The sequence below is a fragment of the Xanthomonas arboricola pv. guizotiae genome, assembly GCF_002940205.1.
Lineage (GTDB): Bacteria > Pseudomonadota > Gammaproteobacteria > Xanthomonadales > Xanthomonadaceae > Xanthomonas > Xanthomonas arboricola_C.
On sequence record NZ_MDSK01000018.1, the window covers coordinates 15,691 to 42,452 of the forward strand.

General features: G+C 66.8%; 28 protein-coding genes. 10 read left to right on the forward strand and 18 right to left on the reverse strand.

Going from position 1 to position 26,762, the window contains the following annotated elements; translation table 11 throughout:
- Nucleotides 1-4 precede the first annotated feature (4 nt).
- Nucleotides 5-406: a hypothetical protein gene (locus XarbCFBP7408_RS12225; protein ID WP_016901679.1), complete on the forward strand. Its 402-nt coding sequence runs from the start codon at nt 5-7 to the stop codon at nt 404-406.
- Nucleotides 407-624: 218 nt separating this feature from the next.
- Here XarbCFBP7408_RS12225 and XarbCFBP7408_RS12230 read toward each other — a convergent pair whose 3' ends face one another.
- The 4 genes from XarbCFBP7408_RS12230 to XarbCFBP7408_RS12245 all read right to left on the reverse strand — a co-directional run bounded on the left by XarbCFBP7408_RS12230 (nt 625) and on the right by XarbCFBP7408_RS12245 (nt 7,016).
- Nucleotides 625-2,643, reverse strand: coding sequence for a M2 family metallopeptidase (locus tag XarbCFBP7408_RS12230; protein ID WP_104563188.1), 2,019 nt, complete (start codon nt 2,641-2,643; stop codon nt 625-627).
- Nucleotides 2,644-2,753: 110 nt separating this feature from the next.
- Nucleotides 2,754-4,421: a phosphoethanolamine transferase gene (locus tag XarbCFBP7408_RS12235; RefSeq protein WP_104563189.1), complete on the reverse strand. Its 1,668-nt coding sequence runs from the start codon at nt 4,419-4,421 to the stop codon at nt 2,754-2,756.
- Nucleotides 4,418-5,182, reverse strand: coding sequence for a phosphatase PAP2 family protein (locus XarbCFBP7408_RS12240; protein ID WP_104563190.1), 765 nt, complete (start codon nt 5,180-5,182; stop codon nt 4,418-4,420). The genes XarbCFBP7408_RS12235 and XarbCFBP7408_RS12240 overlap by 4 nt, the downstream gene beginning before the upstream one ends.
- Nucleotides 5,183-5,282: 100 nt before the next feature.
- On the reverse strand, nt 5,283-7,016 hold the full coding sequence (locus tag XarbCFBP7408_RS12245) for an ArnT family glycosyltransferase (RefSeq protein ID WP_181106535.1): 1,734 nt from the start codon (nt 7,014-7,016) through the stop codon (nt 5,283-5,285).
- Between the two features lie 136 nt (nt 7,017-7,152).
- Between XarbCFBP7408_RS12245 and XarbCFBP7408_RS12250 the strand changes: the two genes are divergently transcribed.
- Together XarbCFBP7408_RS12250 and XarbCFBP7408_RS12255 are read left to right on the forward strand one after the other, a co-directional pair.
- Nucleotides 7,153-7,869 (forward strand): response regulator transcription factor, encoded by a 717-nt coding sequence (locus XarbCFBP7408_RS12250; protein WP_016901685.1) that lies wholly within the window; start codon nt 7,153-7,155, stop codon nt 7,867-7,869.
- A complete protein-coding gene (locus XarbCFBP7408_RS12255) occupies nt 7,862-9,157 on the forward strand; it encodes a sensor histidine kinase (RefSeq protein WP_104563191.1) in 1,296 nt (431 codons plus the stop codon). Before XarbCFBP7408_RS12250 ends, XarbCFBP7408_RS12255 begins: the two co-directional genes overlap by 8 nt.
- 206 nt (nt 9,158-9,363) lie before the next feature.
- On the opposite strand, the gene XarbCFBP7408_RS12260 is transcribed toward XarbCFBP7408_RS12255, so the two are convergent.
- The 5 genes from XarbCFBP7408_RS12260 to XarbCFBP7408_RS12280 form a co-directional block, all read right to left on the reverse strand.
- Nucleotides 9,364-9,855, reverse strand: coding sequence for a hypothetical protein (locus XarbCFBP7408_RS12260; protein ID WP_425522542.1), 492 nt, complete (start codon nt 9,853-9,855; stop codon nt 9,364-9,366).
- 69 nt (nt 9,856-9,924) lie between these two features.
- On the reverse strand, nt 9,925-10,182 hold the full coding sequence (gene minE / locus XarbCFBP7408_RS12265; protein ID WP_005994583.1) for a cell division topological specificity factor MinE: 258 nt from the start codon (nt 10,180-10,182) through the stop codon (nt 9,925-9,927).
- 2 nt (nt 10,183-10,184) lie between these two features.
- Nucleotides 10,185-10,994 (reverse strand): septum site-determining protein MinD, encoded by an 810-nt coding sequence (gene minD / locus XarbCFBP7408_RS12270; RefSeq protein ID WP_046342008.1) that lies wholly within the window; start codon nt 10,992-10,994, stop codon nt 10,185-10,187.
- A 35-nt stretch (nt 10,995-11,029) separates the two neighbouring features.
- Nucleotides 11,030-11,770 carry a septum site-determining protein MinC gene (gene minC, locus XarbCFBP7408_RS12275; RefSeq protein WP_104563192.1) on the reverse strand — a complete coding sequence of 247 codons (741 nt, stop codon included), beginning with the start codon at nt 11,768-11,770 and terminating at the stop codon, nt 11,030-11,032.
- A 3-nt stretch (nt 11,771-11,773) separates the two neighbouring features.
- Complete coding sequence (locus XarbCFBP7408_RS12280; RefSeq protein WP_104563193.1) at nt 11,774-12,373, reverse strand: GNAT family N-acetyltransferase; 600 nt, start codon at nt 12,371-12,373, stop codon at nt 11,774-11,776.
- A gap of 226 nt (nt 12,374-12,599) precedes the next feature.
- Here XarbCFBP7408_RS12280 and XarbCFBP7408_RS12290 point away from each other — a divergent pair, with 226 nt between their 5' ends.
- The 5 genes from XarbCFBP7408_RS12290 to XarbCFBP7408_RS12310 all read left to right on the forward strand — a co-directional run bounded on the left by XarbCFBP7408_RS12290 (nt 12,600) and on the right by XarbCFBP7408_RS12310 (nt 17,120).
- On the forward strand, nt 12,600-13,796 hold the full coding sequence (locus XarbCFBP7408_RS12290) for a sensor histidine kinase (RefSeq protein WP_016901692.1): 1,197 nt from the start codon (nt 12,600-12,602) through the stop codon (nt 13,794-13,796).
- Nucleotides 13,796-14,437 carry a response regulator gene (locus XarbCFBP7408_RS12295; protein WP_016901693.1) on the forward strand — a complete coding sequence of 214 codons (642 nt, stop codon included), beginning with the start codon at nt 13,796-13,798 and terminating at the stop codon, nt 14,435-14,437. Before XarbCFBP7408_RS12290 ends, XarbCFBP7408_RS12295 begins: the two co-directional genes overlap by 1 nt.
- 373 nt (nt 14,438-14,810) lie before the next feature.
- Nucleotides 14,811-15,980 (forward strand): SRPBCC family protein, encoded by a 1,170-nt coding sequence (locus XarbCFBP7408_RS12300; RefSeq protein ID WP_104563194.1) that lies wholly within the window; start codon nt 14,811-14,813, stop codon nt 15,978-15,980.
- 91 nt (nt 15,981-16,071) lie between these two features.
- Nucleotides 16,072-16,443, forward strand: a complete 372-nt coding sequence (locus tag XarbCFBP7408_RS12305) for a DUF423 domain-containing protein (protein ID WP_104563195.1) — start codon at nt 16,072-16,074, stop codon at nt 16,441-16,443.
- A gap of 2 nt (nt 16,444-16,445) precedes the next feature.
- The gene (locus XarbCFBP7408_RS12310; protein WP_104563196.1) at nt 16,446-17,120 is read left to right on the forward strand and encodes a DNA-3-methyladenine glycosylase family protein; all 675 of its coding nucleotides are present in this window, start codon (nt 16,446-16,448) and stop codon (nt 17,118-17,120) included.
- A 39-nt stretch (nt 17,121-17,159) separates the two neighbouring features.
- Here XarbCFBP7408_RS12310 and XarbCFBP7408_RS12315 read toward each other — a convergent pair whose 3' ends face one another.
- The 4 genes from XarbCFBP7408_RS12315 to XarbCFBP7408_RS12330 form a co-directional block, all read right to left on the reverse strand.
- Nucleotides 17,160-17,957: a M15 family metallopeptidase gene (locus XarbCFBP7408_RS12315; protein WP_104563197.1), complete on the reverse strand. Its 798-nt coding sequence runs from the start codon at nt 17,955-17,957 to the stop codon at nt 17,160-17,162.
- A gap of 157 nt (nt 17,958-18,114) precedes the next feature.
- On the reverse strand, nt 18,115-18,294 hold the full coding sequence (locus XarbCFBP7408_RS12320) for a hypothetical protein (RefSeq protein ID WP_047128318.1): 180 nt from the start codon (nt 18,292-18,294) through the stop codon (nt 18,115-18,117).
- Nucleotides 18,291-18,575, reverse strand: a complete 285-nt coding sequence (locus XarbCFBP7408_RS12325; protein ID WP_016901699.1) for a hypothetical protein — start codon at nt 18,573-18,575, stop codon at nt 18,291-18,293. Before XarbCFBP7408_RS12325 ends, XarbCFBP7408_RS12320 begins: the two co-directional genes overlap by 4 nt.
- Nucleotides 18,576-18,584: 9 nt before the next feature.
- Complete coding sequence (locus tag XarbCFBP7408_RS12330; RefSeq protein ID WP_104563198.1) at nt 18,585-19,451, reverse strand: SPFH domain-containing protein; 867 nt, start codon at nt 19,449-19,451, stop codon at nt 18,585-18,587.
- Nucleotides 19,452-19,577: 126 nt separating this feature from the next.
- Between XarbCFBP7408_RS12330 and purT the strand changes: the two genes are divergently transcribed.
- Nucleotides 19,578-20,777, forward strand: coding sequence for a formate-dependent phosphoribosylglycinamide formyltransferase (gene purT, locus XarbCFBP7408_RS12335; RefSeq protein ID WP_104563199.1), 1,200 nt, complete (start codon nt 19,578-19,580; stop codon nt 20,775-20,777).
- A 107-nt stretch (nt 20,778-20,884) separates the two neighbouring features.
- On the opposite strand, the gene XarbCFBP7408_RS12340 is transcribed toward purT, so the two are convergent.
- Both XarbCFBP7408_RS12340 and XarbCFBP7408_RS12345 read right to left on the reverse strand, forming a co-directional pair.
- Nucleotides 20,885-22,114 (reverse strand): endonuclease/exonuclease/phosphatase family protein, encoded by a 1,230-nt coding sequence (locus tag XarbCFBP7408_RS12340; RefSeq protein WP_258072120.1) that lies wholly within the window; start codon nt 22,112-22,114, stop codon nt 20,885-20,887.
- 52 nt (nt 22,115-22,166) lie between these two features.
- Nucleotides 22,167-23,081: an arginyltransferase gene (locus tag XarbCFBP7408_RS12345; RefSeq protein ID WP_181106543.1), complete on the reverse strand. Its 915-nt coding sequence runs from the start codon at nt 23,079-23,081 to the stop codon at nt 22,167-22,169.
- Here XarbCFBP7408_RS12345 and XarbCFBP7408_RS12350 point away from each other — a divergent pair.
- The gene (locus tag XarbCFBP7408_RS12350) at nt 22,972-23,709 is read left to right on the forward strand and encodes an EF-hand domain-containing protein (RefSeq protein ID WP_386142348.1); all 738 of its coding nucleotides are present in this window, start codon (nt 22,972-22,974) and stop codon (nt 23,707-23,709) included. The two genes, XarbCFBP7408_RS12345 and XarbCFBP7408_RS12350, sit on opposite strands and share 110 nt — an antisense overlap.
- 193 nt (nt 23,710-23,902) lie before the next feature.
- Here XarbCFBP7408_RS12350 and XarbCFBP7408_RS12355 read toward each other — a convergent pair whose 3' ends face one another.
- The 3 genes from XarbCFBP7408_RS12355 to tesB all read right to left on the reverse strand — a co-directional run bounded on the left by XarbCFBP7408_RS12355 (nt 23,903) and on the right by tesB (nt 26,750).
- Entirely contained in the window at nt 23,903-25,096 is a 1,194-nt protein-coding gene (locus tag XarbCFBP7408_RS12355) for an RNA polymerase sigma factor (protein WP_104563201.1), read from the reverse strand.
- A 99-nt stretch (nt 25,097-25,195) separates the two neighbouring features.
- Nucleotides 25,196-25,687, reverse strand: coding sequence for a pathogenicity-like protein (locus tag XarbCFBP7408_RS12360; RefSeq protein WP_104563202.1), 492 nt, complete (start codon nt 25,685-25,687; stop codon nt 25,196-25,198).
- 148 nt (nt 25,688-25,835) lie between these two features.
- Nucleotides 25,836-26,750, reverse strand: a complete 915-nt coding sequence (gene tesB, locus XarbCFBP7408_RS12365) for an acyl-CoA thioesterase II (protein WP_104563203.1) — start codon at nt 26,748-26,750, stop codon at nt 25,836-25,838.
- Nucleotides 26,751-26,762: the final 12 nt, after the last annotated feature.

Genomic DNA, 26,762 nt, shown 5'->3' on the forward strand with positions numbered 1-26,762 from the left:
CTGCATGTCCACCGATTCCAAGCTGCGCCGCGACGCCCGCAAGCGCGCCGCCGAGCGCCAGCGCAACCAGGCCGCCGCCAATCCCGCGCCGGTCTCGCCGATCGAGCCGCATGCCGAACTGCGCGACCAGCAGCGCACGCTGCTGGCCGGCATCGTCCGCCGCGATGGCGAATGGGTGCTGGGCATGGACGGCCGCATCGCCGGCGAAAGCACCAGCGCCGCCCAGGTGCTGGCCCTGATCATGCGCGCGGCCGAGCTGCACGAACGCCAGGGCACGCCGGTACGGCTGACCTATTCGGACGCGCTCAAGGACGCGGCGCATGCCGAGGCGGCCGCCGACGGCAGGGATTTCGAGGCGTTCCGGATCGAGTTCGCGCAGAAGCTGGTGCCCGCGCGCACCAACTGAGGCCATGCACGCAGCGGTGGTCGGCCAAGCCGACTCCGAACACGGCCCATTGCGCGTGGATGGGCCGCGTTCGGGGCCGGGCGCTGCGCATCAATTGGCTGCGCTTCAAGCAGTGCGCTGGATCAGCGCGCCGGTGCCGGTCGGCCTACGTCCTGCTGCTGCGCCTCCCGTGCGGCGACCAGGGTGGCGGCTGCCGCATGGCGCGGGGAGCGCGCGCGTCAGTGCGTTGCGGCAGGCACAGGCGCATTGCCTGTGGCAGCGGGTGCGCTTGCCTGCCAGCCGCACAATTTTCCCTGATTTTGCTGCTTCAGCCAGGCGTCCATCGGCGCGAAGTATTCCAGCATCGGGCCGGCATCCAGGCGGTCGTTGCCGGTGAGTTCCTTCAGCGTGGTCTGCCAGGGTTGGCTGGAGCCCCGTTGCAGCATCGACCAGAATTTTTGCCCGGCGTCCTTGTTGCCGTAGAAGCTGCACTCGTACAACGGGCCTTGCTGGCCGGCGGCCTCGCACAGGCCCTTGTAGAACTGGAACTGCAGGATGTGCGCAAGAAAATACCGGGTGTACGGCGTGTTGCCGGGCACATGGTACTTGGCGCCGGCATCGAAGAACTCTTCGCCGCGTGGACTCGCCGGTGCCACGCCCTGGTACCTGGCTTTCAGGTCCCACCAGGCCTGGTTGTAACGCTCGGGGGGGATCGAGCCGTCGAACACGCCCCAGCGCCAGCGGTCGATCATCAGGCCGAACGGCAGGAAGGCGACCTTGCTCAGCGCCATGCGCATCTGCGAATTGAGCAACGCCTCGCGGCTGGTTTGCTGTTCGCCGATCATGCCGATCGACTGCAGATACCTGGGCGTCATCGCCAGCACGATGGTGTCGCCGATCGCTTCATGGAAACCGTCGTTGGCACCGTTCTGGAACAGTGGCGGCAGCGGGTTATAGGCCAGGTCGTAATAGAGGTGCCCAAGCTCGTGATAGATGGTGGTGAAATCCTCTTCGGTCGGCTTGATGCACATCTTGGTGCGCACGTCCGCACCGATATTCTGGGTCGCTTCGCCGCCCATGTTCATGTCCCATGCGCTGGCATGGCAGACCACGTCGCGGTCCAGCGGTTTGATGAACTGCGAACGCTGCCAATAGCTGTCGGGAAGCTTGGGCATGCCGAGCGAGGTGTAGAAATCCTGCGCACGTTCGGTCATCTGTTTTGCGGTGCGCAGCTGCGCTTCGCGCTCGGCCTGGAAGCGTACGCCGCTGCCGCCTTCGGTGCCGGTGGTGCGCGCCAGCACCGCACTCAGGTTGCCCTGGTACTGTTTTTCCAGCGCAGCGGTGATGTCCAGGTCGCCGTCACCCGGGTACGGCTGCAGCAGGTCCCACAGGTTGCTCCAGTCCTGCTGCCACATATTGCCCATCAGATGCGCGGGCAGCATGCCGCCGGCAAGCTCGCCCTTGTCCTTGCCGTATTGCGTATCGAGCTTGCCGCGCGCATAGCACTGCAGTTGTGTGTACAGCGGCTTGACCTGGTCCCAGAGACGGTCGGTTTCGCTGGCCAGTTGCGCTGGCGGCATGTCGTAACCGCTGCGCCACAGCACGCCGACATTGGCAAAGCCCAGCCCGCGTGCGCCCTCGTTGGCGAGTTCGACAAAGCGCTGGTAGTCCTTGCGCATCGGGATTGCGGTGCCATGCCAGCCCTGCCAGGCATCCAGTTGTTCGGCGTAATCGCGGCTGCTGGCCAGCACCTGTTCCAGCTCGCCGAGCTGGCGGCAGCGGCGTTGTTCGCCATCGCCTATGCAATAACTGGCCGCACCGTAGTCGCCTTCCATCTTGGCGGCGATCCGGGTGAGCTCTGCCAGCTTGGCCGGGTCGCGTGGGGCGGGCAGGGCGCTCATCAATTTCAGCAGTTGCAATGCACGCGCGCTGTCGGCCGACATCGGGCTGCCTGCATACTGCTTGGATTGTTCGATCCAGCGGTCCAGTTGCGCCAGCGAGCGTTCGTTGGCCTTGGCGGCCAGCAATTGCGAATCGGCGTTGATGTAGGTCGAGGACAGCCACTGCGCGGCGGTGAGTTCCGGGTATGCGGCCTTGTACTCGGCGCTGATGCGCGCGACGAACTGGTCGGCGCTTTCCTCCGGCGCGGCTTTGCTGGCAGCGGGCTTGGCGGGTGCCGCCGCGTCCTGGCGGCAGGCCGACAACGACAGGGTGCCGGCAGCCACAGCCAGTGCCAGCAACAGCAAACGAGGATTCACGGGTGGTCCTTGCGGTGAAGTCCGACGCAGGCTAGAGCGCGCCGGGGTTCAGGGCAAGGGGCAACGCCCGCCATGCATGTACTGAGGCGGGCGGCTGCAGGCGTTATCGATCAGCGCAGCGTGCTGCCCGTGCACTTGGCGAACAGGTCGCGCTCCGGCGCATAGGCGCTGGTCTTGACCTGCATCAGTCCCAGCACAGACGGAAACAGCGCGTCCTGGTCGGTGTACTGGCCGGCACGGTGGCGCAGGCAGGTCTCGTCCAGGCCGCGGTCGCGTGCGAACTCCGGCGAGAACCACATCACCATCGGCACGTGGGTCTGCTCCCTGGGCGCGATCGCGTACGGCACGCCATGCAGGTAGAGGCCTTTTTCTCCCAGCGACTCGCCGTGATCGGAGAGATAGATCATCGCGGTATCGTAGTCCTGCAGCCCGCGCAGCGTATGGATGGCCTGGTTGAGGAAGTGATCGGTATAGGTGATGGAATTGTCGTAGGCGTTGACGATGCTCTGACGGCTGCAACTCCCCAGATCGGCGGTCCTGCACACCGGCTTGAAGCGCTCGAATTGTGCCGGGTAGCGCTCGAAGTAACTCGGCCCGTGGCTGCCGAGTTGATGCACCACCACCACGCGGTCGCCGGGTTTCGCACGCACTTGCGCAGCCAGGTCGCTCAGCAGGATCTCGTCCATGCAACGACCATCGGCGCATAGCCCTGGCGTGGTGGCATCGTCCAGCTTCTGGATGTCCAGGCCATCGCAGACGCCCTTGCAGCCGGACTGGTTGTCGCGCCATAGCGTGGAAATGCCGGCGTGTTCGAGCACATGCAGCAACGACTGGTGGCCGCGAATCGTGTCCTCGTTGTAATCGCGGCGGCCGAACGGCGAGAACATGCACGGCACCGAGACCTCGGTGCTGGTGCCGCAGGAATGCATGTCGGGGAAATTGATCACCCCGGCCTGCGCCAGCTCGGGCGTGGTCTGGCGCGCATAGCCGTTGAGGCCCCAGTTCTGCGCACGTGCGGTTTCGCCCAGCACCACCAGCAGCAGGCGCGGACGGCTCCCCGGTGCACGTGGTGTGGCCATGGCGTCGTGTTCGACCGGTTGCTTGGGCGCATGCTTGAGCGGCGAATCGGATTTGAGGTTCTGCCGCAGCGCCACGATATAGTTGATCGGCGTGGCCAGGTAACGCACCTCGCGGTGATTGCGCATCAATGCCGAGACGTCCTGCGACGACAGCATCGCGCCGGCCGCACCGACCACTGCCACCACCAGCAAGAAGCCGGCGCGGATTGCCAGTGATCTGCCGATGCTGCGTGCCTGCAGGCGCGTGCGCCACAACAGCGTGGCCGGAATCAGGAAGTAGCACAGCAGCGGCAGGATCAAGCCGGGCGTAAGCAGTTCGCGCGATTCCTTGTGGTCGGTATGCAGCACGTTGCGCAGCATGTCCGCATCCAGGTAGACGTTGTAGCTGTCCATGTAATGCGCAGCCAGCGCGGTGGTGAACAGCAACAGCGTCAACAGCGGCTTGGCGTTCCAGCGCCACACCAGCAGGCCCAGCAACAACGCATGCACGGCCACCAGCAAGGCCATCAACGAGATGGCAAACCCGACACTGCCCGGATGCGTGGCCATCGCCGTGTGCCAGAACAGCTGGTTGCACACCAGCGCGAAGAACAGACTCGACAGCAACACCAAGGTCTCGGTCGAAACCGTCGGTTGCATCGTCCAGCTCAGTGCGCGCAGGCGCTTGAGCGAGCGCGATTGCGGTAGATAGGTACTCATGCTGCATCCCCCGATTGCAACACCACAGCATTGGCGCGATGCGGTCGAGCCAGCATCGCGCAGTACAGTGCAAGTGCAGTTCCCCAACACACCGCCAGCGACCACAGGTCGTGCGATAAAAAATGCGCGCCGCGCAGTTGCTGCGCAAGACCGAAAATGAGACCTGCCGCCAAACCTGCGAATAGTCCTGGCAGGCGCCATGCAGGACGTAGAGACAGTGCACAGAAATACAGCGCGACCCAGGCATAACCAGCGCTTGCATGGCCTGCCGGAAAACAACCGGACGCAGCAATGCCGTGGCGTGATTCGAATAGACCGATCATCGGATGCGTGCCGCCATAACGGCTCAAATCCCAAGGGCAATCCATCGCTGTCCACGACTTGAGCAAGGACACCAGCGAAGTCGACAATGCGATCGATGCGGCCAGATACGTCAGCGGCCAGCGCATCGCGCGCGCGCGCGGCCTGCTCCATGCCACGATCGCCAGCGCCAGCACGCCGACACCGGCGGCCGTGCTCAACCATTTGCCGACGCGGTGAATCACCCCGCTGGTGAACCAGTGGTCCTTGAGCAGCCACTGCCCGCCTTGCAGCCGATACAGCGCATCGGCAATCCACTGGTCGCCGCCGGCGCCCATCAACAACGCGCTGAGCACCAGCACGCCGACCAGCGGCAGCCACAGATGCCGAACGAGAAAGCGGGTTTGCGCGAGAGTGGCTGTGCGCGCCAGGGCTGGCGCGTATACGGGAAGCGAGGTCATCGAAGCATCGGCCGGTGGTCTATGCCCGGCATCTTCGAAAGCGGCATGTCGGAAAGCGGTCGGACCGGAGTTGTCCGGCGGTTAACGCGCTATCCGGCGTTCAGTCTGTCTCGCTGTCGCCACCGCCGGTGTTGGTGTCGGAGGCGGTTGCAACGCAACCGGCATGCCAGGCCGTGCCCGGCACCAACTGCCATTGATTGCGGTTGGACTCGCCAATATCGATCCGTTGCGCCGGATCGATGCACGCCGGTACCGCCTGCTTGAGAACGAACAGCCAACGGCGCTCAGGTGCGTGTGCAAGCCATGGACCTGCCTTGGCCCACTGCTGCTGCCAACTCGCCTTGAAGCCGAAGTCGGTGACCGGTCGATCCGCCTGCAGCATGTTCTGCTCGCGCCAGGCCAGCATGCCCAGCTCGGCCTCCGGGCCAATGCGCTGTCCCACGCGCTGCATCAAGCCAGCGGCAGAACTGTAAGGGTCCAGTGCCGGCATCAAGCCCAGGCCATACACGCTCCATAGTGCGGCGGTCACCACCACCACCGCGGTGCCGGTGCGCTTGCCACGCGACCATGCAATTGCCGCGAGGCCGGCCACGCCCAGGCCGATCGACCACAGACCCACCGACCGCAGCGAGGCCAACTCCATCCCGCGCTGCAGGGCGGTGTTTTCCGCCCAGTGCAGATGCAGTGCGATACCGCTGCCCAATGCGAGAGCGGCCAGCGCAAGCAGCAGCAGGTAGCCGGTCAGCAATATGCGGACACCACGCTTGCGCAGCAGCCCGGCCAGAAGCGGTGCGGCGGCGATGCACAGGGCCGGCAGCATCGGAAAGATGTAGACCTCGCGCTTGCCCGGGCTGGCGCTGAAAAACACCAGCACCAACATGCTCCAGGCAAGCAGCAACAGATAGCGCGGGTCGCCGCGTCGCAGCCGCCGCCACCAGGCCGGCAGCAGCCAGGGCAACAGCAGGCAGCCGGGCAACCACAGCGTGGCGATCACCTGCAGGTAGTACCAGGCCGGCTTGAGGTGATGCCAGGCGTGGGCGTAACGGGTACCGGTCTGCTTGAACAACAACTCGTGCGCGTAGGCATGCAGCGCCGGGTCGTTGCTCTGCCACAACGCGATGCCCAGCGGACCAAGCCATACCGCGGTCCCCGCCAGGAACGCGGGCAGCACCAGCAACCAGCTGCGCCCGGCCTGTGCGCGTGCCGGCAGCACGCGCCAGTGCCTGCGCGGCAGCGCCATCCACGGCAGCAACAGCAGCAAGGGCAGAAAGCCCACACCCTTGGTCACCGTGCCCACGCCGGCGGCGAACAATCCCAGCGTCCATGCGCGCCAGTCCGGCCCGCGCAGCAGATGCCGCAGCATCCCCCACAACGACAGCGTGGTCAGCGCCACCAGCACCATGTCGATCTGCGCACGCTTGGCCATCAGGCCGAACTGCAGCACCGCAAACAACGCCAGTACCGCATGCCGCGCCACGCGCCGGTTCCACAACCGCCGCGCGATGTCCCAGGTCAGCCATAACGTGGCGAGCGCAGCCAGCAGCGACGGCAGCAGGAACGCGACCGGCCAGTGCGGCACCAGCTCGTAGCTGGCTGCCTGCAACCACATGAAGACCGGCGGTTTTTCGGCGTACAGCTCGCTGCCCCGGTGCGGCAATAGCCACTGACCGGTCGCGACCATGCTGCGTGCGGCCAGCACAAAGCGCGGCTCGTCCGGCGGGTTGGGCTGGCGCAGGCCCAGCCCGGCCAGCAGGCTGACGACGATCAGCAACACGGCGACAAGCAGCGCACGCTGGCGGGAAGTGGCGGCGGAGATGGCAGGCGACACGCGCACGCTCCGATCGGTGGGGCGCCACACTATCCGGCAAGCAGGTCGGAATTTTGTCGGAGCCATCCAGAGCGGCTGTGTTCGGCCAGGCTCGGTTAGGATGCGCACATCGTCCCTGCCGGGCCGCCCTGGAAACGCGCTGATGCGGCTGCTGGTCATCGAAGACAACCGCAACATGGTTGCCAACCTGTTCGACTATTTCGAAGCGCGCGGGCACACCCTGGACGCAGCGCCCGACGGCATCACCGGCCTGCATCTGGCCACCACCCAGCAGTACGACGTGCTGGTGCTGGACTGGATGATGCCGCGCATGGACGGCCCGGAAGTGCTGCGCCGCCTGCGCGAGCAGCACCAGTCCGAGCTGCCGGTGATCATGCTCACCGCCCGCGACGAGTTGCCCGACAAGATCGCCGGCTTCCGGGCCGGTGCCGACGACTATCTGACCAAGCCGTTCGCGCTGCCGGAACTGGAGGTCCGCATCGAGGCCCTGCTTGCGCGTGCGCATGGGCGCCGACGCGGCAAGTTGCTGCAGGTGGCTGATCTGCGTCTGGACCTGTCCACGCTGGAAGCCACCCGCGCCGGCCAGGTGCTGCATTTGTATCCGGCCTGCCGCAAGCTGCTGGAAGTGCTGATGCAGGCCAGCCCCGCCGCGGTTACCCGCCAGCGGCTGGAGCAATCGCTATGGGGCGACGATCCGCCCGATGGCGACATGCTGCGCTCGCATATCTACGAGTTGCGCCGCAGCGTGGACGGCCCGTTCGCGCAGAAACTGATCCACACCCTGCCGCGGCTGGGCTATCGCCTGGCGCCGCTGGAAGGTGCCGGCGATCCGGCCGCGGGCGAGTGCAGCGATGCTTAGGCAGCGCCCGTTGGGCCGCCGCGTGCTGGTGTGGTTGTTCGGCTACACGCTGTTGATGGTGCTGGCGGTGTTCGGCACCGCGCAGTATCTGCACGAGCGCGCAGAACACGGCGTGTGGCGCTCGTTGTTGAATTCGGAGCTGGACAGCATCCTGGACCGCAGTGCGCAGAATCCGGATTACCGCTGGCAGGACTCGGACACCTTGCGGCTGTATCGCGTCGACGGCGGCGCGGCAGTGCCGCCGGTGTTGCGCACGCTGCATCCCGGCCTGCACGACGAGCTGGAAATCGCCGGCCGCCAGAGCGCGGTGATGGTGCGCGACACGCCGCATGCCGGGCGCCTGGCGCTGGTGCTGGATATCACCGACTTCGAGGCGCTGGAGCAGTTCATCACGCGCTGGATGCTGGCGGCAGGCGTCGCGCTGATCGGCATCACCTTGCTGATGGGCACTTATGCGATGGCGCGGCTGGTGCGCCCGCTGGTGGAGCTGGCGCGCGACATCGGCGCGCTGCATCCCGAGCGGCGTGCGCAACGTATTGCTGTTGGCCCGCAGGGCAGCGCCGAGCTGTACGTGATTGCCGACGCACTCAACGACTATCTCGATCGCAACGGCCAGTTCGTCGAGCGCGAACGCGCCTTCATCGACAGCGCCAGCCACGAGTTGCGCACCCCGCTGGCGGTGATCGGCAACGCCGCCGAACTGGCGCTGGAACAAGCCGGTACACCCCCGGCGGTGCGTCATCAGCTGGAGCGCATCGCGCAGACCAGCGCTGCGGTGGAGCAGTTGATCACCTTGTTGCTGGTGCTGGCCAAGGACCCCGGCCGGCTGACGCGCAGCAGCGATACGCTGCGTCTGGACCAGTTGCTGCCGGAGATCGTCGCCGACCACGCGCATCTGCTTGCCGACAAGGACCTGCAGGTACTCACCGATCCGCTTCCGCCATGCAGCCTCACCGTACCGGTGGCGATCGTGCAGACCGCCATCGGCAATCTGTTGCGCAACGCGATCGAGAACAGCGACCGCGGCATCATCCGCGTCTCGCTATCGGCACCAGGGGTGGTGCGCATCGCCGACCCGGGCCACGGCATGACGCCGGAGGAGATCAGCGCGATCTACGCGCGCCTGGCGCGCGGCAACGCACGCCAGGGCAACGGCATCGGGCTGGAACTGATCGGACGGCTCTGCGAGCATCTGGGCTGGCATCTGAACCTGGATTCCAATGCCGGGCAGGGCACGGTGGCGACGCTGGACCTGTCCGGGGCCATGGCCGCGACAGCGAACGGATGATGGGGCAGGCGCGCAGGCGGTGACATCGCACGCGGTCGCGCAGGCGCCGCGTGTGTGGAATCCAGCGGACTGCGGTGCCAGCTGTGGCATCTGCCAGCGCCCGACGGCCGTTTACGACGGCGTGGCAGCCACCGTGTCGAGTGGACGCATCGACGCGTCCCGAGAGCCGCGTCCAGCGCCGCGCCCCTCGACCACGGCGCGGGCACTCAGGCCGGCAGCAAGCCGCGCGCGCTCAACCAGCTGCGCGCATTTTCCGCGTCCTGCTCGAACCAGGCGCGCGTGGATCCCAGCCGGTAGGTGTAGCCCCAAGTGTCCATGTCGGTCATCAGGCGCGCGCTGCCGACGCCCGGCAATTGCTCGGCCAGCAGGATCTGCAGATAACAGGTGGCGTCTTCCTCATCCACCGAATCGGTGGCGTCGGTATGCACGGCCGCGCGTTTGTCGGCCGGCAGGACGATCAGGTGCCCGGCCTCGTGCAACAGCGAATGCACCGGCGTGTCGTCACGCACATAGACATCGCAGCCGATGATGCCGGCTTCCGGTTCGCCCCAGAAACTGCCGGGGATCGGCGCGCCGGCTTCCACGCGATGCAGGCGCAGGCCATAGCGGGCGAGCAGGGCGGCCGGTGCGTCCAGGCCGATATCGCCCACGCACAACACGCTGGCTGGCTCGGCGCTGGGAGAGGAATCGATGGTCACACGCAAGGACTCGCGGTCGGTTCGGGCCGTCAAGGCGGCACCGTGCAAACACGGCGCCGCAGGGGACGCTTACTTGTCGCCGTCTTCGGGCAAGGCGACCGAAATATCGAGCACGTCATGCTCGCCATCCTTGACCAGATCAACCCGCACCGCATCGGCGTCGATGTTGACGTACTTCTTGATCACTTCCAGCAATTCGCGCTGCAGCAGCGGCAGGTAATCCGGCCCGCCGCGGTGGTTGCGCTCCTGCGCAATGATGATCTGCAGGCGGTTCTTGGCCGTCTCGGCGGTGTTCTTCTTGCTCTTGAGAAAATCGAGCAGGCCCATGCTTACCCTCCGAACAGCTTGCTGAAGAAGCCTTTCTTCTCCACGGATGTGAATCGCATCGGGCGCTCTTCGCCCATGATGCGGGCGACCGCGTCGTCGTAGGCCTGGCCGGCCGGGGACTCGGCATCCAGGATCACCGGCTCGCCCTTGTTGGAAGCGTTGAGCACATCGCCGGATTCGGGAATCACGCCGATGGCCTTCAGCCCCAGCACTTCCTCCACGTCGGTGATGCTGAGCATCTCGCCGCCTTCCACGCGGCCCGGGCTGTAGCGGGTCAGCAGCAGGAAGGCCGGCACGGTCTGGCCTTGCTCGGCCTTGCGGGTCTTGGAATCGAGCAGGCCGATGATGCGGTCCGAGTCGCGGACCGAGGAAACTTCCGGATTGACCACCACCACCGCGCGGTCGGCGAAATACATCGCCAGGAACGCGCCTTTCTCGATGCCGGCCGGCGAATCGCAGACGATGTAGTCGAAGCCGTCGGCGGCCAGGTCCTTGAGCACCTTCTCCACGCCTTCCTGGGTCAGCGCGTCCTTGTCGCGGGTCTGCGAGGCAGCCAGCACGTACAGGTTGTCGAAGCGCTTGTCCTTGATCAGCGACTGCTTGAGCGTGGCTTCGCCATGCACGACGTTGACGAAGTCGTACACCACGCGCCGCTCGCAGCCCATGATCAGGTCCAGGTTGCGCAGACCGACGTCGAAGTCGATGACGGCGACCTTCTTGCCGCGCCGTGCCAGCCCGCAGGCCAGGCTCGCGCTGGTGGTGGTCTTGCCAACGCCGCCCTTGCCGGAGGTGACTACGATGATTTCAGCCAAAGGATTTCTCCGAATATTTCTGTGGTTGGGCTGCGTCAGTCCAGCGCAGCGATCTTGATCTGATCCTGCTCCAGCCAGACCTGGACGGCCTTGCCACGCAGGTCCATGGGAACATCGTCCAGCACCTTGTAGTGGCCAGCGATGGCAACCAGTTCGGCGTGGAAGTCGCGGCAGAAGATGCGCGCGTCAGGGTTGCCCTGGGCGCCGGCCAACGCGCGGCCACGCAGGGTACCGTAGATATGGATGCTGCCGTCGGCGATGACCTCCGCCCCGGCACCGACCGTACTGAGCACAGTCAGGTCGCAGTTCTCCGCATACAGCTGCTGGCCCGAGCGCACCGCGTTGCGTTGCATGCGCCCAGGCGCCGGCCGCGCCGCCGGCGCTGCGGGTTCGGCACGTGGTGGCGGGGGCGGCGGCGGGCTCACCGCGGTCGGCTCGTATTGCGCACGGAACTTGGCCAACAGCGGCACGCCGAGCTGCTGCGAGAGCAGGTCGATCTCGCTGGTGCCGTAGGCCAGTGCCACCGGCAACACGCCGGCATCGCGCAGGCCGTCCAGCAGCGCCTTGGCCGTGGCCAGGTCCGGTACCTGCGACAAGCCGCCGAAATCCAGGATCACCGCCGCGCGTCCGAACAACTTCGGCGCGCGGGTCACGCGCTCGCGCATCTCGCGCACCAGGCGCGGCACGTCCAGCGTGCGCACGCGCAGGTTGGCAATGCCCACCTGGCCGATCTTCAGTTCGCCGGCCTGTTCAAAATCCACATTCACGCTCGCCACGCCTCAGCTCCCCGTCGACGGGTTGTCGGTGGCGGCGGCATGACGCGGCCGGCCGACCCACGGCAGGTGGTCGGGCAACGTGCCGGCATAGGTCTCCTTGACCCACGGATAGCTGCACATGTCTTTCATCAGCATGCTGGCGCGCACCTCGACATCGGCCATGGTGTTCTGGCCGACCTCGCGGAAGCCGAAGCTGCCATGGAACAGCAGCGCCGCATCGGCGCCATGGTCCAGGAACACCTCGCAGGCCAGTTGCGGGTAGCGCAACTCGGTGTAGCTCTGCACATCGGCGTAGAACGCACGCCCGACGCCACCGCCGCGACGGCGGCTGGCGACCACGATGCGGTCGATATAGAAGAATTCCGGGTAACGGTCCCGGAACCAGGCGAAATTGCTGCTGTCATGCGCACTGCCGCTGCCGAACCCGACCAGGAACCCGGCCAGGTTGCCGTCGCGCTCGGCGACGCGGAAATATTCGGCCTGCTCGTAGAAACGTTGCAGCTTGGTTGAATCCAGCGGCAGGATTGCCAGTCCGGCATTGTTGTTCAGGGCCAGGACGGAATCGAGCTCGTGCTCGCGCACGTCGCGGATAACGATCGACATTGGGACTCCGTGGGGTAACGCTCTCGACCCGAAATCGGATCTGCGTCGGATTATTGCATGCGTGGCCTGAAGCGGCGACCCGCCGTGTGCCGCCAGCCAGGCATGAGAACCGACTGCAGCATGCCGATGCCGGCAGCTCCTGCTGCCAGGGCCGGCGCGCCATGCCACCCACATGCATGACTTCCGGCAAGAGGGCAGCCGCCCGGCGAGCGCCTAAGATGCCTGCATGTTGGGATACCTCAGTCATACGCGCGTCCTGCGCTTCGCCGGCCTGTTCACCTGGGCAATGATCGCCATGCCCTTGGTGTACACCTACTGGCCGGCGGCCGAAGAGGGCGACCACCGCAGCGTGGCCGAAGGCCTGCTGATGTCGGCGTTCTTCGTCGGCTTCGGCGCCAGCTACTTCTGGCTGACCCGCGGCCTGAGCAGCGGCGGCCATGCGCATTGGTACGACCGGCTGATCCTGCTGCTGCTGACCATCTTCGCGCTGGCGGTCAGCTATCTGAGCGGGACCGGGCTGGGCAGCATCCTGATGATGGTGGCGGCCGGGGTGATCCCCTGGCTGCTGCCGCTGCGCATCGGCGTGGCCTGGCTGGTGCTCAGCCAGCTGGCGGTGCTGCCGGTGTTCTATTACCTGCGCCCGGACTTCACCCTGTTCGCCGCGCTGATGCAGTCGCTGCTATACGGCGGCTTTTCGATGTTCATCTTCGTGACCAGCCTGGTCGCGCGCCAGCAGACCGATGCCCGCGAAGAACAGCGCCGGCTCAATGCCGAACTGCGCGCCACCCGCGCGCTGCTGGCCGAAAGCGCCCGCGTCAACGAGCGCACCCGCATCTCGCGCGAGCTGCACGACCTGCTCGGCCACCACCTCACCGCGCTGAGCCTGAACCTGGAAGTGGCCGGCCACATCACCGACGGCCAGGCCCAGGAACATGTGCGCCAGGCGCATACGCTGGCCAAGCTGCTGCTCACCGATGTGCGCGAAGCGGTCAGCCACCTGCGCGACAGCGGCGCGATCGACCTGGAAGCGGCCCTGCGCCCGCTGGTGACCCAGGTGCCGTCGCTGGACATCCATCTGGACATCGCCCAGCCGCTGACCCTCGACGACCCCGAGCGCGCCCACGTGCTGCTGCGCTGTACCCAGGAAATCATCACCAATGCGGTGCGCCATGCCGGTGCGCGCAACCTGTGGATCCAGGTGCGGCGCGATGCCGACACCGTGTTGATCGACGCGCGCGACGATGGCCATGGCGCCGACACGGTGGCGCCCGGCAACGGGCTGCGCGGCATGCGCGAGCGGCTGAACCAGTATGGTGGCCAGCTCGAGATTCAAACCCGGCGGGGTGACGGCTTCGGCCTGCGCATCTCCGTCCCAGGCGCGCCGGCACTGATGCCTGCGGCCGTGACTCAAGGAGTGTTCTGATGATCCGTGTGTGCCTGGTCGATGACCAAACCCTGGTACGCCAGGGCATCCGCTCGCTGCTGGCGCTGGATAACGGCATCGAGGTGGTGGCCGAGGCCTCGGACGGCAAGCAGGCGGTCGAGCAGATCCCGCAGGTCCAGCCCGATGTGGTGCTGATGGACATGCGCATGCCGGTGATGTCCGGCCTGGAGGCGCTGCAGATGCTCTCGCGCAACGGCACGCTGCCGCCGACCATCATCCTGACCACCTTCGACGACGACCAGCTGGTGCTGGCCGGGCTCAAGGCCGGCGCCAAGGGCTACCTGCTCAAGGACGTCTCGCTGGAACAGCTGGTCGGTGCGATCCGCACCGTGGCCGACGGCGGCTCGCTGGTGCAGCCGGCGGTGACCCAGCGCCTGCTGTCGGGCCTGGAGCACATGCGCAACGAGTTCGTCAGCCTGGACCGGCCCGATCCGCTGACCGACCGCGAGACCGAGATCCTGCGGCTGATGGCCAGCGGCTTCTCCAACAAGGAGATCGCCAACTCGCTGGGCGTGGCCGAGGGCACCATCAAGAATCATGTCTCCAACATCCTGTCCAAGCTCGGCGTGCGCGACCGTACCCGCGCAGTGTTGAAGGCCTTCGAGCTGCAATTGGTCTGATCGCAGCGCAGGTGGCGCTGCGTGCGGCATGGCGGCCACGCGTGCGCGACGCTGCGCGTACGCCAGGGCACCCGGCGGGGTGGTCTGGTCGTTTCCGACCTGATCACGCACGCGGCCGGGAGGCAGAACGTGGCGCCGGCGGCAATCGCATCACACGCAGGCATCGCGCGATGTGCATGATAGCTGCGCGCAATCTGACCAAACCCTTGTGCAGGTTGGGGTTGCGCCGTCATGGGCTGCGCGGTTGCGCGGTGGATGACACCGCAAGACCGCGCTACCCGTCGCACAACTGAACATCTTTCTCGAAGCCTGCTAGGATGGCGGCTTCGCTTCACTCAACCCGGCCGTGGGATCGGCCCCGGAGACCTCCTGAATGACCCGTATTATCGAGTTCCTGATCGCCTTGGGGATCGTGGCTGGCTTGTTTGTCGTGGTGGGCTTGGTGTTGCCCTCGGAGCGGCAGATATCCGAGAGTGTTGAGACCAACCGCAGGATGACGATTGTTTACGACACCGTGAACAGCTTCCGTCGTTTCAAGGATTGGAACCCGCTTGTGCTGCGTGACCCGAAGATCCAGTTGAAGCTGGTCGGCCCGAACGAGGGCAAGGGTGCACGCATCGAATACAGCTCCACCGAAGGCTATATCGGCGACGGCAGCTGGGAGATCACCAACAGCGTCAAGAACGAGCGTGTTGAGATTTCGATCGACGATCCCACCAAGGGCTACGACAAGGTCACCAACTTCACCCTTGCGCCGACCGGCAAGAATAACAGGAACGTCAAGATCACCCAGGACTACAGCGTCAAATACGGCTGGAACCTGTTCGGTCGTTATGCCGGCCTGTATGTCAGCCGCCACGTGGGCGACGACCTGAAGCTGGGTCTGTCGCGTCTGGCGACCGCACTGGCCACCGTGCCGAATTTCGACTACCGCGCCCAGCTCGACGGCAAGCCGGTGTTGAGCGATCTCAAGCTCGTCGATGTGCCGGCCGAGGACCTGTTGGTCGTCAATGCGGGCAACATCGATCGTGACAACGAGACGATCAAGAAGTCGATCAAGGACAACCAGGAGTGGATCAAGCGCGTGATGGACGCCAATGGCCTCGAAGCTGCCGGTCCGGTCCGCATCGTGACCACCGACTTTGCCACCGACAAGTACGCCTTCGACGTGGTGCAGCCGGTCCGCAAGCGTGCCGGTGGCGCGCCGAAGGCCGACGCCGCCAAGGCCGATGCCAAGAAGGATGACGCCGCGGCTGCCGCACCTGTGGATGCAACTCCGGTTGCTGCAGCGGGCGCGGAGTTGAAGGTCAACATTCCGTCGGAAGCGCCGGTCAAGTACGAGCGCACCAAGGCACACCGTTCCGCGTTTGCGACCTACGCAGGCCACATGGCCGGCCTGGATGCAGTGCGTAGTTCCCTGCGTGCCTGGGCTGCCACCAACGGCAACGACGTGACCGAGCGTCCGTACGAGTCGTGGAAGGGCGGCGTGGACAAGTCGTTTACGCAGGACGGTACCTACGACGTCTACTGGGCCATCAAGTAGTCGTCTCACCACGATGATCTGATCCAGACGAAAACGCGCCGGTCCTGCGGCGCGTTTTTTTTGCGCCTCGGCGCTGCAATGGAGCCGCTTCATGTCCCTGCTCGAACGTCGCAAGAAACATCCGTCGCTGCTGGCGTTTTGCGGCGGCCTGCTGGCCGCCAGCGCGGTGGGCCTGTCGGCCTATGCCTCGCACGGGGTGGCCGATGCGCTGGTGCAATCGCGGCTGCAGCTGGCAGCGCTGTATGCCTTCGGCCATGGCGCGCTGCTGACGGTGCTCGGCGCTACCGAAACGCGCGCGCTTGGCCGGCTCGGCCTGTATCTGCTGTTGCTCGGCACGCTGCTGTTTGCCGGCAGCCTGGTCGGCGGCGCGCTGCTGCACTGGTCCACCAGCCTGGCACCGGTCGGCGGCGTCAGCCTGATGCTGGGCTGGGTGGTGCTGGCGATTGGCGCATTGAGGCGCTGAGCATGCCGCGCCATGCCCGCGGATTCGACGTGGAGGCCGCCTTCGCGCACCTGACCCGGCGCGATCGCGCGCTGGGTGCGTGGATGAGGCGCATCGGCCCGATCGCCGCACAGCCGGGTTGGCGCAAGCCGTTCGATCCGGTGGATGCATTGGCGCGGGCGATCCTGTTCCAGCAACTCAGCGGCAAGGCCGCATCGACGATCGTGGCACGGGTGGAAGCGGCCATCGGTGCGCCGCGCCTGCATGCGGACACGCTCGGTCGCATCGACGACGCGGCACTGCGTGCGTGTGGCGTGTCCGGCAACAAGTCGCTGGCGCTGCGCGATCTGGCGCGCCGCGAGCGCGACGGCGAGATTGCCTCCCTGCGCAGGCTCGCCTGCATGGACGAGGAAGCGATCGTGCAGGCGCTGATCCCGGTGCGCGGCATCGGCCGCTGGACGGTGGAGATGATGCTGATGTTCCGCCTGGGCCGGCCGGATCTGCTGCCCGTCGATGACCTGGGCGTGCGCAAGGGCGCCCAGCGCGTGGACGGGCAGGAACGGATGCCGACACCGAAGGAACTGGCCATCCGCGGCGAACGCTGGGGCCCGTACCGCAGCTACGCCGCGTTCTATCTGTGGAAGATCGCCGACTTCAGCGTGGCAGCCAGGGTGCCGACGCCGCGCTCGCAGGAGTAGGGCGTTGGATTGCGCGGTGCGTGCGGCTTGCCGCGCGCATTACCCCGCCGACCAACGCCAATGCCAGGGCTCGTAGATGATGCCGTGGGGATTGTCGCGCGGATAACTCAGCCGGTAGCCAAAGCGATCCGCGTTGTCGCGCAGCCATGCGAAGGCGCGCGTGGTCTCGAAGGATTCTTCCACCGGCGGCTCGCCGGGCGTGCCGATGTCCAGTGCATCGCCGCTGTGGTGCTCGCTGAAGCCCGGCGCGGTGTTGACCGCCAGGATCTGCGCCACCGTCAGGCCGCGCGCCAGCTTGCGTTCGAAGATCGCCAGTTGGTAGTCGTGGCTGCGATACCCGGACAGCGCATCCAGCAGCACGCCGGCGCCCGCCGCGTCGGCCTGCATCTGTCGCCATGCACGGCGTGCGCCGGCGCTGAGCCACAACGGCCGCGCAAAGCGATCGCGTCCGGCAAAGTGCAGGGCGGCAGGTTCGGCGACCAGGCTCAGCCCGGTCTGCCGTGGATACGCCTCCACGTCGATGTGCAGTTGCGCCAGCCGCTGCTGCACGCCGCTGACCGGCAGCAGCGTGTTCGCCCGGTCCGATGCACGCCCGCCTGGAAGCTCCAGCAGCGCCAGTGCCTCGTCCAGCCCCGGCTCGTACGCCAGTCGCGGAATCAACGGCATCACGCCCTGCGGCAGATGCGCGGCCAGGTAGCGTCCGTCGCGCTTGCGCCGCAGCAGCCAGTCGGCCTGCGCCAGCACGCGCGCATCCGCATTGCCGCGCGCGCGCAGCAGGTCTGCCGGCCACAGTTCGATGCTGCGGGTGTTGAGGAGCAGCCGTGGAGAATTGCGCATCCACGCAGCTTAGCGGGTGCTGGGTGCGCGCTGCCAGTCCAGCGCGGCGCGAACGCTGGCGTGCGCCGATGGAGATGCTCCGTTGAGTGGCGGCGCGGCGGATGCATGCGAACGCGGGAGCGGTCGCTTTGCCCGCAACCACTACGGCCGTTCTTGTTCAAGCACCGGCGTCCTTGTCGCCCTGCGGCTTCGGCAGGCGCCCGGCCTTGCGTAGCGCATCGCGCAGCACGTATTCGATCTGTGCGTTGAGGCTGCGCAGTTCGTCGTCGGCCCAGCGCTGCGCGGCGGCCAGCACGTCGGCGTTGATGCGCAGCGGATAGGCCTTCTTCTCGCTCACTCGCGCTCCTGGCGGCCGCTGTGGCGGCGCAGGTGCATCACCATCGAGACGATCAAGACATTCACGCCGACGAGCATGCCGATCACCACCGCGTAGATGCCGGCGCGGTTGTCGCCGGCCCAGTACAGGCAGGCCGCACCGATCAGGATGACCAGGCTGATCAGGGCCCAGCGCAGCCCCAGGCCGCGCGCGCGGTCGTCGTCGTCCGCGCCGATGGAGGCGGCGATTGCCAACGCAGGCAAGCCGGAAAGCGCGACGACCAACGGCACCATGACATTCATTGCATCACCTCAGTACAGCGAGCCGGCGTTGACCACCGGTTGGGTCCCGCGATCAGAACACAATACGGTGAGCAGGTTGCTGACCATGTGCGCCTTGCGCTCTTCGTCCAGCTGCACCACGCCGTTTTTCTGCAGCTCGGCCAGCGCCATTTCAACCATGCCCACCGCACCGGCGACGATGCGCGTGCGTGCGGCGATCACCGCATTGGCCTGCTGACGCTGCAGCATGGCCTGGGCGATTTCCGGCGCGTAGGCGAGGTGACTGATGCGCGCTTCGATCACGTCCACGCCGGCCTGGGTCAGGCGCTCGTCCAGATGGCGCTTGAGCTGTTCGCTGATTTCGGCCGGATGGCTGCGTAGCGAGATCTGATCGTCCTCGTGCTGGTCGTACGGGTAGCTGGTGGCCATCGCGCGCAGCGCTGCTTCGGACTGGATATGCACGAAGCTCTCGTAATCGTCGACGTTGTAGACCGCCTCGGAGGCGTCCAGTACCTGCCACACGATGACCGCGGCGATCTCGATCGGGCTGCCATCCAGTTCGTTGACCTTGAGCCGGCCGCTCTCGAAGTTGCGCACGCGCTGGCTGACCCGGCGCTTGGCGTAGAAGGGGCTGTTCCAACGCACCCCCTGGTCCTTGACCGTGCCGACGTACTTGCCGAACAGGCTCAGGACGGCAGCCTGATTCGGCTCCAGCGTGTACAGGCCGACCAGGACGAACACGTTGCCGGCGGCGACCAGAATGGCCGGCAGCATGGACAGGGGCGGCAGATAGCCCATGCCCGCAGCGATCAGCGCCGTGGCAGCCGACAGCAATACGACGACGCTGACAGCGATCACCGGAATGCCGGGAAAGGATCCGAGCGATTTCTCTTTCATGGTTGGGGCGTCCTTGTGGTTGAATTAAAAGATATCAAATTGATATCAAAAATGTAGGTGTTTCCGACCGGCGGTCGTGGCATTGGCCCGTTAAAATGTCTGCCCCCCATCGATCTGGATACCCCCATGACCACCCTCGGCACCCCGCTGTCGCCTTCCGCCACCCGCGTACTGCTGCTGGGCTCGGGCGAGCTGGGCAAGGAAGTGGCGATTGAATTGCAGCGCTTCGGGGTGGAGGTGATCGCGGCCGACCGCTATGCCAACGCGCCAGCGATGCAGGTGGCGCACCGTTCGCACGTGCTGGACATGCTCGATCCCCAGGCGCTGCGCGCGCTGATCGCCAGCGAGCAGCCGCACCTGATCGTGCCGGAGATCGAGGCGATCCATACCGAAACCCTGCTCGCGCTGGAACGCGAGCAGGGCCAGCGGGTCATCCCGACCGCGCGCGCCGCACGCCTGACCATGGACCGCGAGGGCATCCGCCGCCTGGCCGCCGAAACACTGGGCCTGCCGACCTCGCCGTATCGCTTCGTCGACACCGCTGCCGAGTATCGCGAGGCGATCGCCGCGGTGGGCCTGCCGTGCGTTGTCAAGCCGGTGATGTCGTCCTCGGGCAAGGGCCAGAGTACCTTGCGCAGCGAAGCGGACATCGATGCGGCCTGGGACTACGCGCAGACCGGCGGACGTGCCGGTGCCGGCCGCTGCATCGTCGAAGGCTTCATCGACTTCGATTACGAGATCACCTTGTTGACCGTGCGGCACGCCGGCGGCACCTCGTTCTGCGACCCGATCGGGCATTGGCAGAAGGACGGCGACTACCGCGAGAGCTGGCAGCCGCAGCCGATGTCGGCGGCCGCCTTGCAGCGCTCGCAGCAGATCGCGCAGGCCATCACCGACGACCTGGGCGGCCTGGGCCTGTTCGGGGTGGAGTTGTTCGTCAAGGGCGACGAGGTGTGGTTCAGCGAGGTCTCGCCACGCCCGCACGACACCGGGCTGGTGACGCTGGTCTCGCAGGAGCTGAGCGAATTCGCCCTGCACGCGCGCGCGATTCTCGGCCTGCCGGTCGGCGCGGAGAACGGCGGCGTGATCCGTCAGAGTGGCCCCTCGGCCTCGTGCGCGCTGCTGGCGCATGGTCACGGCGTGCCGGTCTTCGACAATGTCGCGCGCGCCTTGCGCGACCCGGACACCGCGTTGCGCCTGTTTGGCAAGCCGCGCGTGGACGGTCACCGCCGCGTCGGCGTCACGCTGGCGCGCGCGGACAGCATCGACGCCGCGCGCGAGAAGGCGCGTGCAGCGGCAGAGGCAGTGCAGATCCAGCTGGACTGAGCGCTGCGCGCGTCATGGCGCGGTTGCGGCGACCAGCCGCAATCGCGCCACGACCCAAGCAACCACCCGACGCGTCAAATCCCGAATCCCGAATCACCGCTGCCGAATCACCGCTCCCCAGCCACATCCACCCAAACCGCATGATGGTCGCTGCCATCGGCGATCGCCGCTTCCGGCGTGGCGCTGGCGGGCCAGAAGATGCCGCTGCCGACCAAGGTGAACTGGCGCGAAGGCAGCACGTAGTCCAGCCGCATCGTGCCCGCCTGCGGCCCGAAGTCGCCGGTCACCTGCTGCGGGTCGCCCGCATGGGCAATGCCTTGCACGGCGTATTCGGCGGTTTTCTCCGGGCCGCCTGCACTGTGCGGCGTGGGGTACTGCAGCACCCGCGGGTGCGTGATCAAGGCGCGGATCGCATCGTGCCGGCCGGCGCCATCGACCGGGTCGTTATTGAGGTCGCCGAGAATGACGAAGCGCGCATCGGCGGGCAGCCCGCCGCAGCGGCCCTGGTCGTCGCACAGCCAGCTGGCGTCGCTGGGATTGTCCAGATACTCGCGCCACAGCCGCAGCTCGTCGTGGTTGCGGGCGACGTTGCGCTTCTCGGCGCCATCGAACACCGGCGGGGTGGGGTGCGAGACCAGTGCATGCACCACACCGAGCGGTGTGCGCACCGGCACGTCCCAATGCGATTTGGACGACAGCCGCAGCTGCGCCCAGATCGCGTCGCGATAGAACGCTTGCTTGCTGGACGGGTCGGTCGGGCGCAGCGCACCCGGCAGCGCGCTCCATTTCAGCAACTGGAAACTGCGCACCGCCTGCGTGTCGATCGGGTAGCGCGACAGCACCAGCATGCCGTACTGGCCGGGATGCAATCCATAACCCCAGGCATCGTTGCCGCGGGTGCGGCCATCGCCACCGACGCTGCCGTTGTTGTCCAGATCCAGGCCGCTCGGCACGCCGGTATTGACCGGGGCCAGATAGCGGTACGGATAGCGCAACGCTTCGCCACCACCCGGCTGGGCGACCTGCAGGTAGCGCTGCTGGAACAGATCGGCGGCGCGGTGCTCGGGGTCGAAGTCGAACTCGTTGAGCAGCACCAGATCCGGACGCACCCGCTGCAGCACCGCGGCGATCTTGCGCGCATGCGCGCTGTCGCCCTGCAGTTCGCGCACCAGGCCGCCGGCCTGATCCGAATACAGCGAGGTGTTGTAGGTCGCGATGCGCAGCTGGGCCGGCGCGGAGTCGGCAGTTGCCTTGGGGCTTGTCTCCGGAGAGTTCGCCTGATGGGCGCAGGCGGCGCAGAGCGCGGTCAGCGCAAGCAGTAAGAGAGGTCTGATCATCGCCACATTCTCGCATGTGCAAGACGACAGCCCGATGTCGTCCCGGCGGGGTTCACCCTTCCGGTGCAGCGGCAGGAAGCCCGCGCCACTGGCGGCCGTCGTAGGCCTCCAGTGCGCTGAAGCGGCGCTTGTAGTTCATCTTGGCATGGCCGTCGATCCAGTAGCCCAGATACACATGCGCGCGGCGCTCGCGTTGCGCCCACTGGATCTGCTGCAGGATCGCGAAGGTGCCCAGGCTGCGCGCAGCGGCATCCGCTGCGTAGAACGTATAGACCGCCGACAACGCATGCTCGGTGACATCGGTCACCGCAACGGCGAGCAGCCGCCCCGGTGCGTGCGCCACCGCCGGTTCGCGGATTTCCAGGAAGCGTCCATGCGACCAGCCGCCGATCAGGAACTGGTCGAATTCGGTGGCGCCATGTTCGTCCATGCCGCCGCCGGGATGGCGGTGCTTGAGGTACTGCCGGTACAACGCGAGTTGTTCGTCGGTGCGCTCGGCAGCAACCACGCGCACCACCAGGTCCTGGTTGCGCGCCAGGCAGCGGCGCTGGCTGCGATCGGGCCGGAACGCATCCACCGCGATGCGCACCGGCACGCAGGCGCGGCAACGTTCGCAATGCGGCCGGTAGACCAGATCACCGGAGCGACGGAATCCCCACGCCAAGGCCTGCGGATAGATCGCACCCAGACGCGGGTCGTGCGGATCCAGCACCAGGTCGCGCGCACGGCGCTCGGACCAGTAGCCACAGGCATGCTCGCCGGTCTGGAACAGGCGCAGGTCGTCATGGGTGTCGGCGTGGATGGCCATGGCGTCAGGATAGCGCCTGCGCGTCGCAACAGCGGCGACTGTCCGCCGGATGAATACGTCCGGTTGCCGCGTCAACGCGCGCGCCGATGGCTCGTTGATGTGGGTGTTGGTGGCAGCGCACGGTGGATCCGGATGCGCCACCCACGCGATGCGGCCCATGCAGGTGCCGCGTGTGGTTCCCACATTCCAGGAGTTTCTCATGACGTCTCGCAAACCGTTTCTCGCACTGGCCGTGCTGGCTGCCCTGTCCACCGGCGCGGTGTTCGCCGCTCCGCCTGCCGCCGGCGATGCGCCGCGTCCTGCCAAACTCGACAAGAACGGCGATGGCGTGATCGATCGCAGCGAAGCCGCTGCCGACCCCAGGCTGGCCGCACAGTTCGACACGCTGGACACCAACAAGGACGGCAAGCTGTCGCGCGACGAGCGCCCGCATCATCGCGGCCCGGGGCGCGGCGGACGCGGCGAATGGCTGAGCAAGCTCGACACCAACAAGGACGGCCGCATCAGCCGAGAAGAAGCCAAGGCCGACCCCAAGTTCGCCGCGCGCTTCGATGAGATGGACATCAACAAGGACGGCTTTGTCGATCGCGCCGACCGTGAGCTGCGCATGCAGCAGCATCGCGATGCGTGGTTTGCCAAGGCCGACACCGACAAGGACGGCAAGCTGAGCAAGGCCGAGTTCGATGCCGCATCCAAGCAGCGCGGCGAGCATGGCCGCTGGGGGCAGGGCGAGCATGGCGACCACGGCAAGCGTCCGATGCCGGCCAAGCCGGCTGCGGGCAACTGAGTTCGTCCGCTCGCTACAGCGTTACCCGGTCGCAGGACTGCGGCCGGGGCAGCACTGTCGTGATACGCAGCAGGTAAACCGCAACACGCAACAAGGCGCCGATCGACCAACGGCCTCCCGCGCAAGCAGGAGGCCGTTTTTGTTGACTGGAATGGCCGCACTTGCCGCATGCGGCGATGGCGCCACGCCGGGATCAGAGCATCCCCAGCTTCATGTAGTGCCGCACGATGGGCAGCATGACCGCCGCCGTGCTCACCAGCATCGCGGCCGGGCTGAACATGCAGCGATACAGCAGCGGTGCCCGCGTGGTGCCGCGTCGTTGCGCATCGCGTTCCAGCATCGGGCGCATGACGCGTGGCAGCACCCGGATGGATTGGTAGTTGAGCACCGCCATGCCTGCGCCCAGCAGCAGCAGCGACGTCCATGCGCCGGCATCCAGGCGTTTGAGCAGCAGCGTGCTGCCCACCACCAGCACCGACGTCAGCGTGGTGATGTGCAGGAAACGACGAATCGCCGCTGCTTCGGCGGCGGTCTGCGCAAAGCGCAGCAGATACCAGCACGACCAGTACGTGCCGACGCCGGCAACCAGCACGGCGCCGGCGGCGAATAGAGACGGCAGGCCGAGCCAGAGGCTTAGCGCACCAGCGGCGCCACCCCCGCCCAATGCCGAGCCGGTCAGCCCGCTCACGCCTAATTTGCCCGCGCCCCCCATGCCGGTCAGCACGATGGCCGCGCTCGCCGTCCCCGGCGCGGCCAGCAGGGTTGCCGAGGTCACCGCGGTGGCAAAGGCCACGCTGGGCGCGCTGGCACGGGCGAACTCGCCGAACCGGTGCAGCAGCTCGCCGCGCACGCTGGCACGTGCCCGCGACAGGCGCTTGCGCACGGCCGCATCGCTCAGGCCAAGCAGCGAGGCGACCTGCCGCGAACTCTGGCCTTCGCGATAAAACAGCAGCAGCGTCTCGCGGCTCTCTTCGGGCAATGCAGAAATGATGTCGAGCGCGGCGATCTCTTCTTCCACCTGCAGCAACTGGTCGGCGGGCGAGGGGGCCGGGTCGGCAGCCATCGCGATCGCCAGGTCCGCCGCTTCGCCGCTGAGCGCGCGATGCCGGTTGGCGCGCAGCCAGTCGCGCGCCAGGTTGCGGGTGATCTGCCGCAGCCACGGCAGGAAACTGGCCGGCTGATGCAATTGCGCCAGCCGCTGCCAGGCGCGCAGGAAGGCTTCCTGGGCGATGTCTTCGCTGGCGGCGATATCGCGGGTGATCGCCAGTGCGATGGCGGTCACCGTGTTCTGGCAGGCGCGCACGATGCGGCCGTAGGCCTGCTGGCAGCCGGCTGCGGCGACCGGCAATTCGCGTTGCAACATCAGGTCCAGCGTGTCGGTGTGCATCGGCGCAATCCATGTCCTGGTCCCAGCATGACGCAGGCGAGCGGCAGATGTGACCGACGCGGTGGCGGTGGCGCCTGGAGCAGCGCCGGGTGGCTGCGCTCAGCGCGCCGGCTGGATCCGTACACGCACTTCGTCGTCCTCTGCGGCGGGCGCTGGCTGCGCTGCCGGCTGCGCAGCCGGGGTGACCGCATCCGGGGCATCGCGATGGCGCAGCACTACGAACATGGCGACCGCGCCGATCACCAGCAGCAGCACCAGCCGGATGCGCCAGGCCCAGCTGCGCGCATTGGTGCTCGAGCCGTTTTCGCCGTCGCGGAAGGTGTATTCCACATTCGGCAGGTCGCGGCGGGTGGTGTCGAGCAGGCGTGCGTCGCGCAGCAGGTCGCGGGCACGCGGCTGGTCGTCGGCGTGCACGATCCACACCGTGGGGTAGGCCTGGGCGTTGCCCTGTTCGAGATAGCTGAACTGGCCGCTGCGCTTGCTCTCGTAGGAGCGGCCGTTGCTCATGCGCACGTCGATACCGGCGTTGCGCAGGAGATCGGCCACGCCTTCGGCGGTTTCGATACGTTGACTGCTGAAGATCTTGCGCATGTTTAAGGAGTGCCCGCGATTGCCGAGCAGGGCGCGCTGCGAAGGCGCTTGCTCGAGCTGAAAGAAAGGAGCCGCAAGGAGGTCGATCCAGGCCGGAAAGTGCCGGCGGCCATCAGCATGCCTGCGCGCGGCGAACGCGGTGCAGACATCAACATGGCGAGTCGTTTGCCGGCACCGCGATCGCGCTGCCCTCGGGCACCACGCGGATCAGGCCTTCCTGGGTGGTGCTGGCGACCAGCACGCCATCGCGGGTGAAGAACTGCCCGCGCGCCAGGCCCCGCGAGCCCTGTGCGGTGGGGCTGTCGAGCGAATACAGCAGCCAGTCGTCGGTGCGGAACGGGCGGTGGAACCACAGCGCGTGATCGAGCGAGGCCATCTGCACGTTCGGCGTGTAGTAGCTGATGCCGTGCGGAAAGGTGGAGGTGCCCAGCAGCTGGAAATCCGAGGCATAGGCCAGCAAGGCCTGGTGCAGGCCGACGTCGTCGCCGACCGGGTCGCTCAGGCGCAGCCACATCTGCTGGAACGGCGGGCGCTTGGGCGGCTTGAGTTCGTCGCGCGGAAACACATGGCGAAACTCGAACGGGCCGCCACGCGACAGCCAGCGCTGCACCTTGGCAGGCAGTTTTTCCAGCACCTCCGCCGCCAGCGGCGGGGTGGGTTCGATGTCTTCGGGCGGCGGCACCGCCGGCATCGCGGACTGGTGTTCGGCGCCGTCTTCGCGCTGCTGGAACGAGGCCGCGCAGAAGAAGATCACCTTGCCATGCTGGATCGCGGTGACCCGGCGCACCGAAAAACTGCCGCCATCGCGGGTGCGGTCGACGTCGTAGACGATCGGGTGGTCGATGTTGCCGGCGCGCAGGAAATAGGCATGCAGGGAGTGCGCCTGGCGGCCGTTGTCCACGGTGGCCTGCGCGGCGGCCAGCGCCTGGCCCAGCACCTGTCCGCCGAACACGTACTTGGTGCCGATATCGCGGCTCTGGCCGCGGAACAGGTTGTCTTCCAGGCGCTCCAGCGACAGCAGGCTGATCAGTTCGGAGACGACGGGTTCGGCAGTGGCGGACAAGGGGCTGGCCTG

Excerpts from the sequence above, each read along its gene's own strand:
- XarbCFBP7408_RS12225 (WP_016901679.1), top strand. The coding sequence starts at position 5 with ATGTCCACCGATTCCAAGCTGCGCCGCGACGCCCGCAAGCGCGCCGCC.
- XarbCFBP7408_RS12235 (WP_104563189.1), bottom strand. The coding sequence starts at position 4,421 with ATGAGTACCTATCTACCGCAATCGCGCTCGCTCAAGCGCCTGCGCGCA.
- XarbCFBP7408_RS12240 (WP_104563190.1), bottom strand. The coding sequence starts at position 5,182 with ATGACCTCGCTTCCCGTATACGCGCCAGCCCTGGCGCGCACAGCCACT.
- XarbCFBP7408_RS12250 (WP_016901685.1), top strand. The coding sequence starts at position 7,153 with ATGCGGCTGCTGGTCATCGAAGACAACCGCAACATGGTTGCCAACCTG.
- XarbCFBP7408_RS12255 (WP_104563191.1), top strand. The coding sequence starts at position 7,862 with ATGCTTAGGCAGCGCCCGTTGGGCCGCCGCGTGCTGGTGTGGTTGTTC.
- minE (WP_005994583.1), bottom strand. The coding sequence starts at position 10,182 with ATGGGCCTGCTCGATTTTCTCAAGAGCAAGAAGAACACCGCCGAGACG.
- XarbCFBP7408_RS12280 (WP_104563193.1), bottom strand. The coding sequence starts at position 12,373 with ATGTCGATCGTTATCCGCGACGTGCGCGAGCACGAGCTCGATTCCGTC.
- XarbCFBP7408_RS12290 (WP_016901692.1), top strand. The coding sequence starts at position 12,600 with ATGTTGGGATACCTCAGTCATACGCGCGTCCTGCGCTTCGCCGGCCTG.
- XarbCFBP7408_RS12295 (WP_016901693.1), top strand. The coding sequence starts at position 13,796 with ATGATCCGTGTGTGCCTGGTCGATGACCAAACCCTGGTACGCCAGGGC.
- XarbCFBP7408_RS12300 (WP_104563194.1), top strand. The coding sequence starts at position 14,811 with ATGACCCGTATTATCGAGTTCCTGATCGCCTTGGGGATCGTGGCTGGC.
- XarbCFBP7408_RS12305 (WP_104563195.1), top strand. The coding sequence starts at position 16,072 with ATGTCCCTGCTCGAACGTCGCAAGAAACATCCGTCGCTGCTGGCGTTT.
- XarbCFBP7408_RS12310 (WP_104563196.1), top strand. The coding sequence starts at position 16,446 with ATGCCGCGCCATGCCCGCGGATTCGACGTGGAGGCCGCCTTCGCGCAC.
- XarbCFBP7408_RS12315 (WP_104563197.1), bottom strand. The coding sequence starts at position 17,957 with ATGCGCAATTCTCCACGGCTGCTCCTCAACACCCGCAGCATCGAACTG.
- XarbCFBP7408_RS12325 (WP_016901699.1), bottom strand. The coding sequence starts at position 18,575 with ATGAATGTCATGGTGCCGTTGGTCGTCGCGCTTTCCGGCTTGCCTGCG.
- XarbCFBP7408_RS12330 (WP_104563198.1), bottom strand. The coding sequence starts at position 19,451 with ATGAAAGAGAAATCGCTCGGATCCTTTCCCGGCATTCCGGTGATCGCT.
- purT (WP_104563199.1), top strand. The coding sequence starts at position 19,578 with ATGACCACCCTCGGCACCCCGCTGTCGCCTTCCGCCACCCGCGTACTG.
- XarbCFBP7408_RS12340 (WP_258072120.1), bottom strand. The coding sequence starts at position 22,114 with ATGATCAGACCTCTCTTACTGCTTGCGCTGACCGCGCTCTGCGCCGCC.
- XarbCFBP7408_RS12350 (WP_386142348.1), top strand. The coding sequence starts at position 22,972 with ATGAATACGTCCGGTTGCCGCGTCAACGCGCGCGCCGATGGCTCGTTG.
- XarbCFBP7408_RS12345 (WP_181106543.1), bottom strand. The coding sequence starts at position 23,081 with ATGGGCCGCATCGCGTGGGTGGCGCATCCGGATCCACCGTGCGCTGCC.
- XarbCFBP7408_RS12355 (WP_104563201.1), bottom strand. The coding sequence starts at position 25,096 with ATGCACACCGACACGCTGGACCTGATGTTGCAACGCGAATTGCCGGTC.
- XarbCFBP7408_RS12360 (WP_104563202.1), bottom strand. The coding sequence starts at position 25,687 with ATGCGCAAGATCTTCAGCAGTCAACGTATCGAAACCGCCGAAGGCGTG.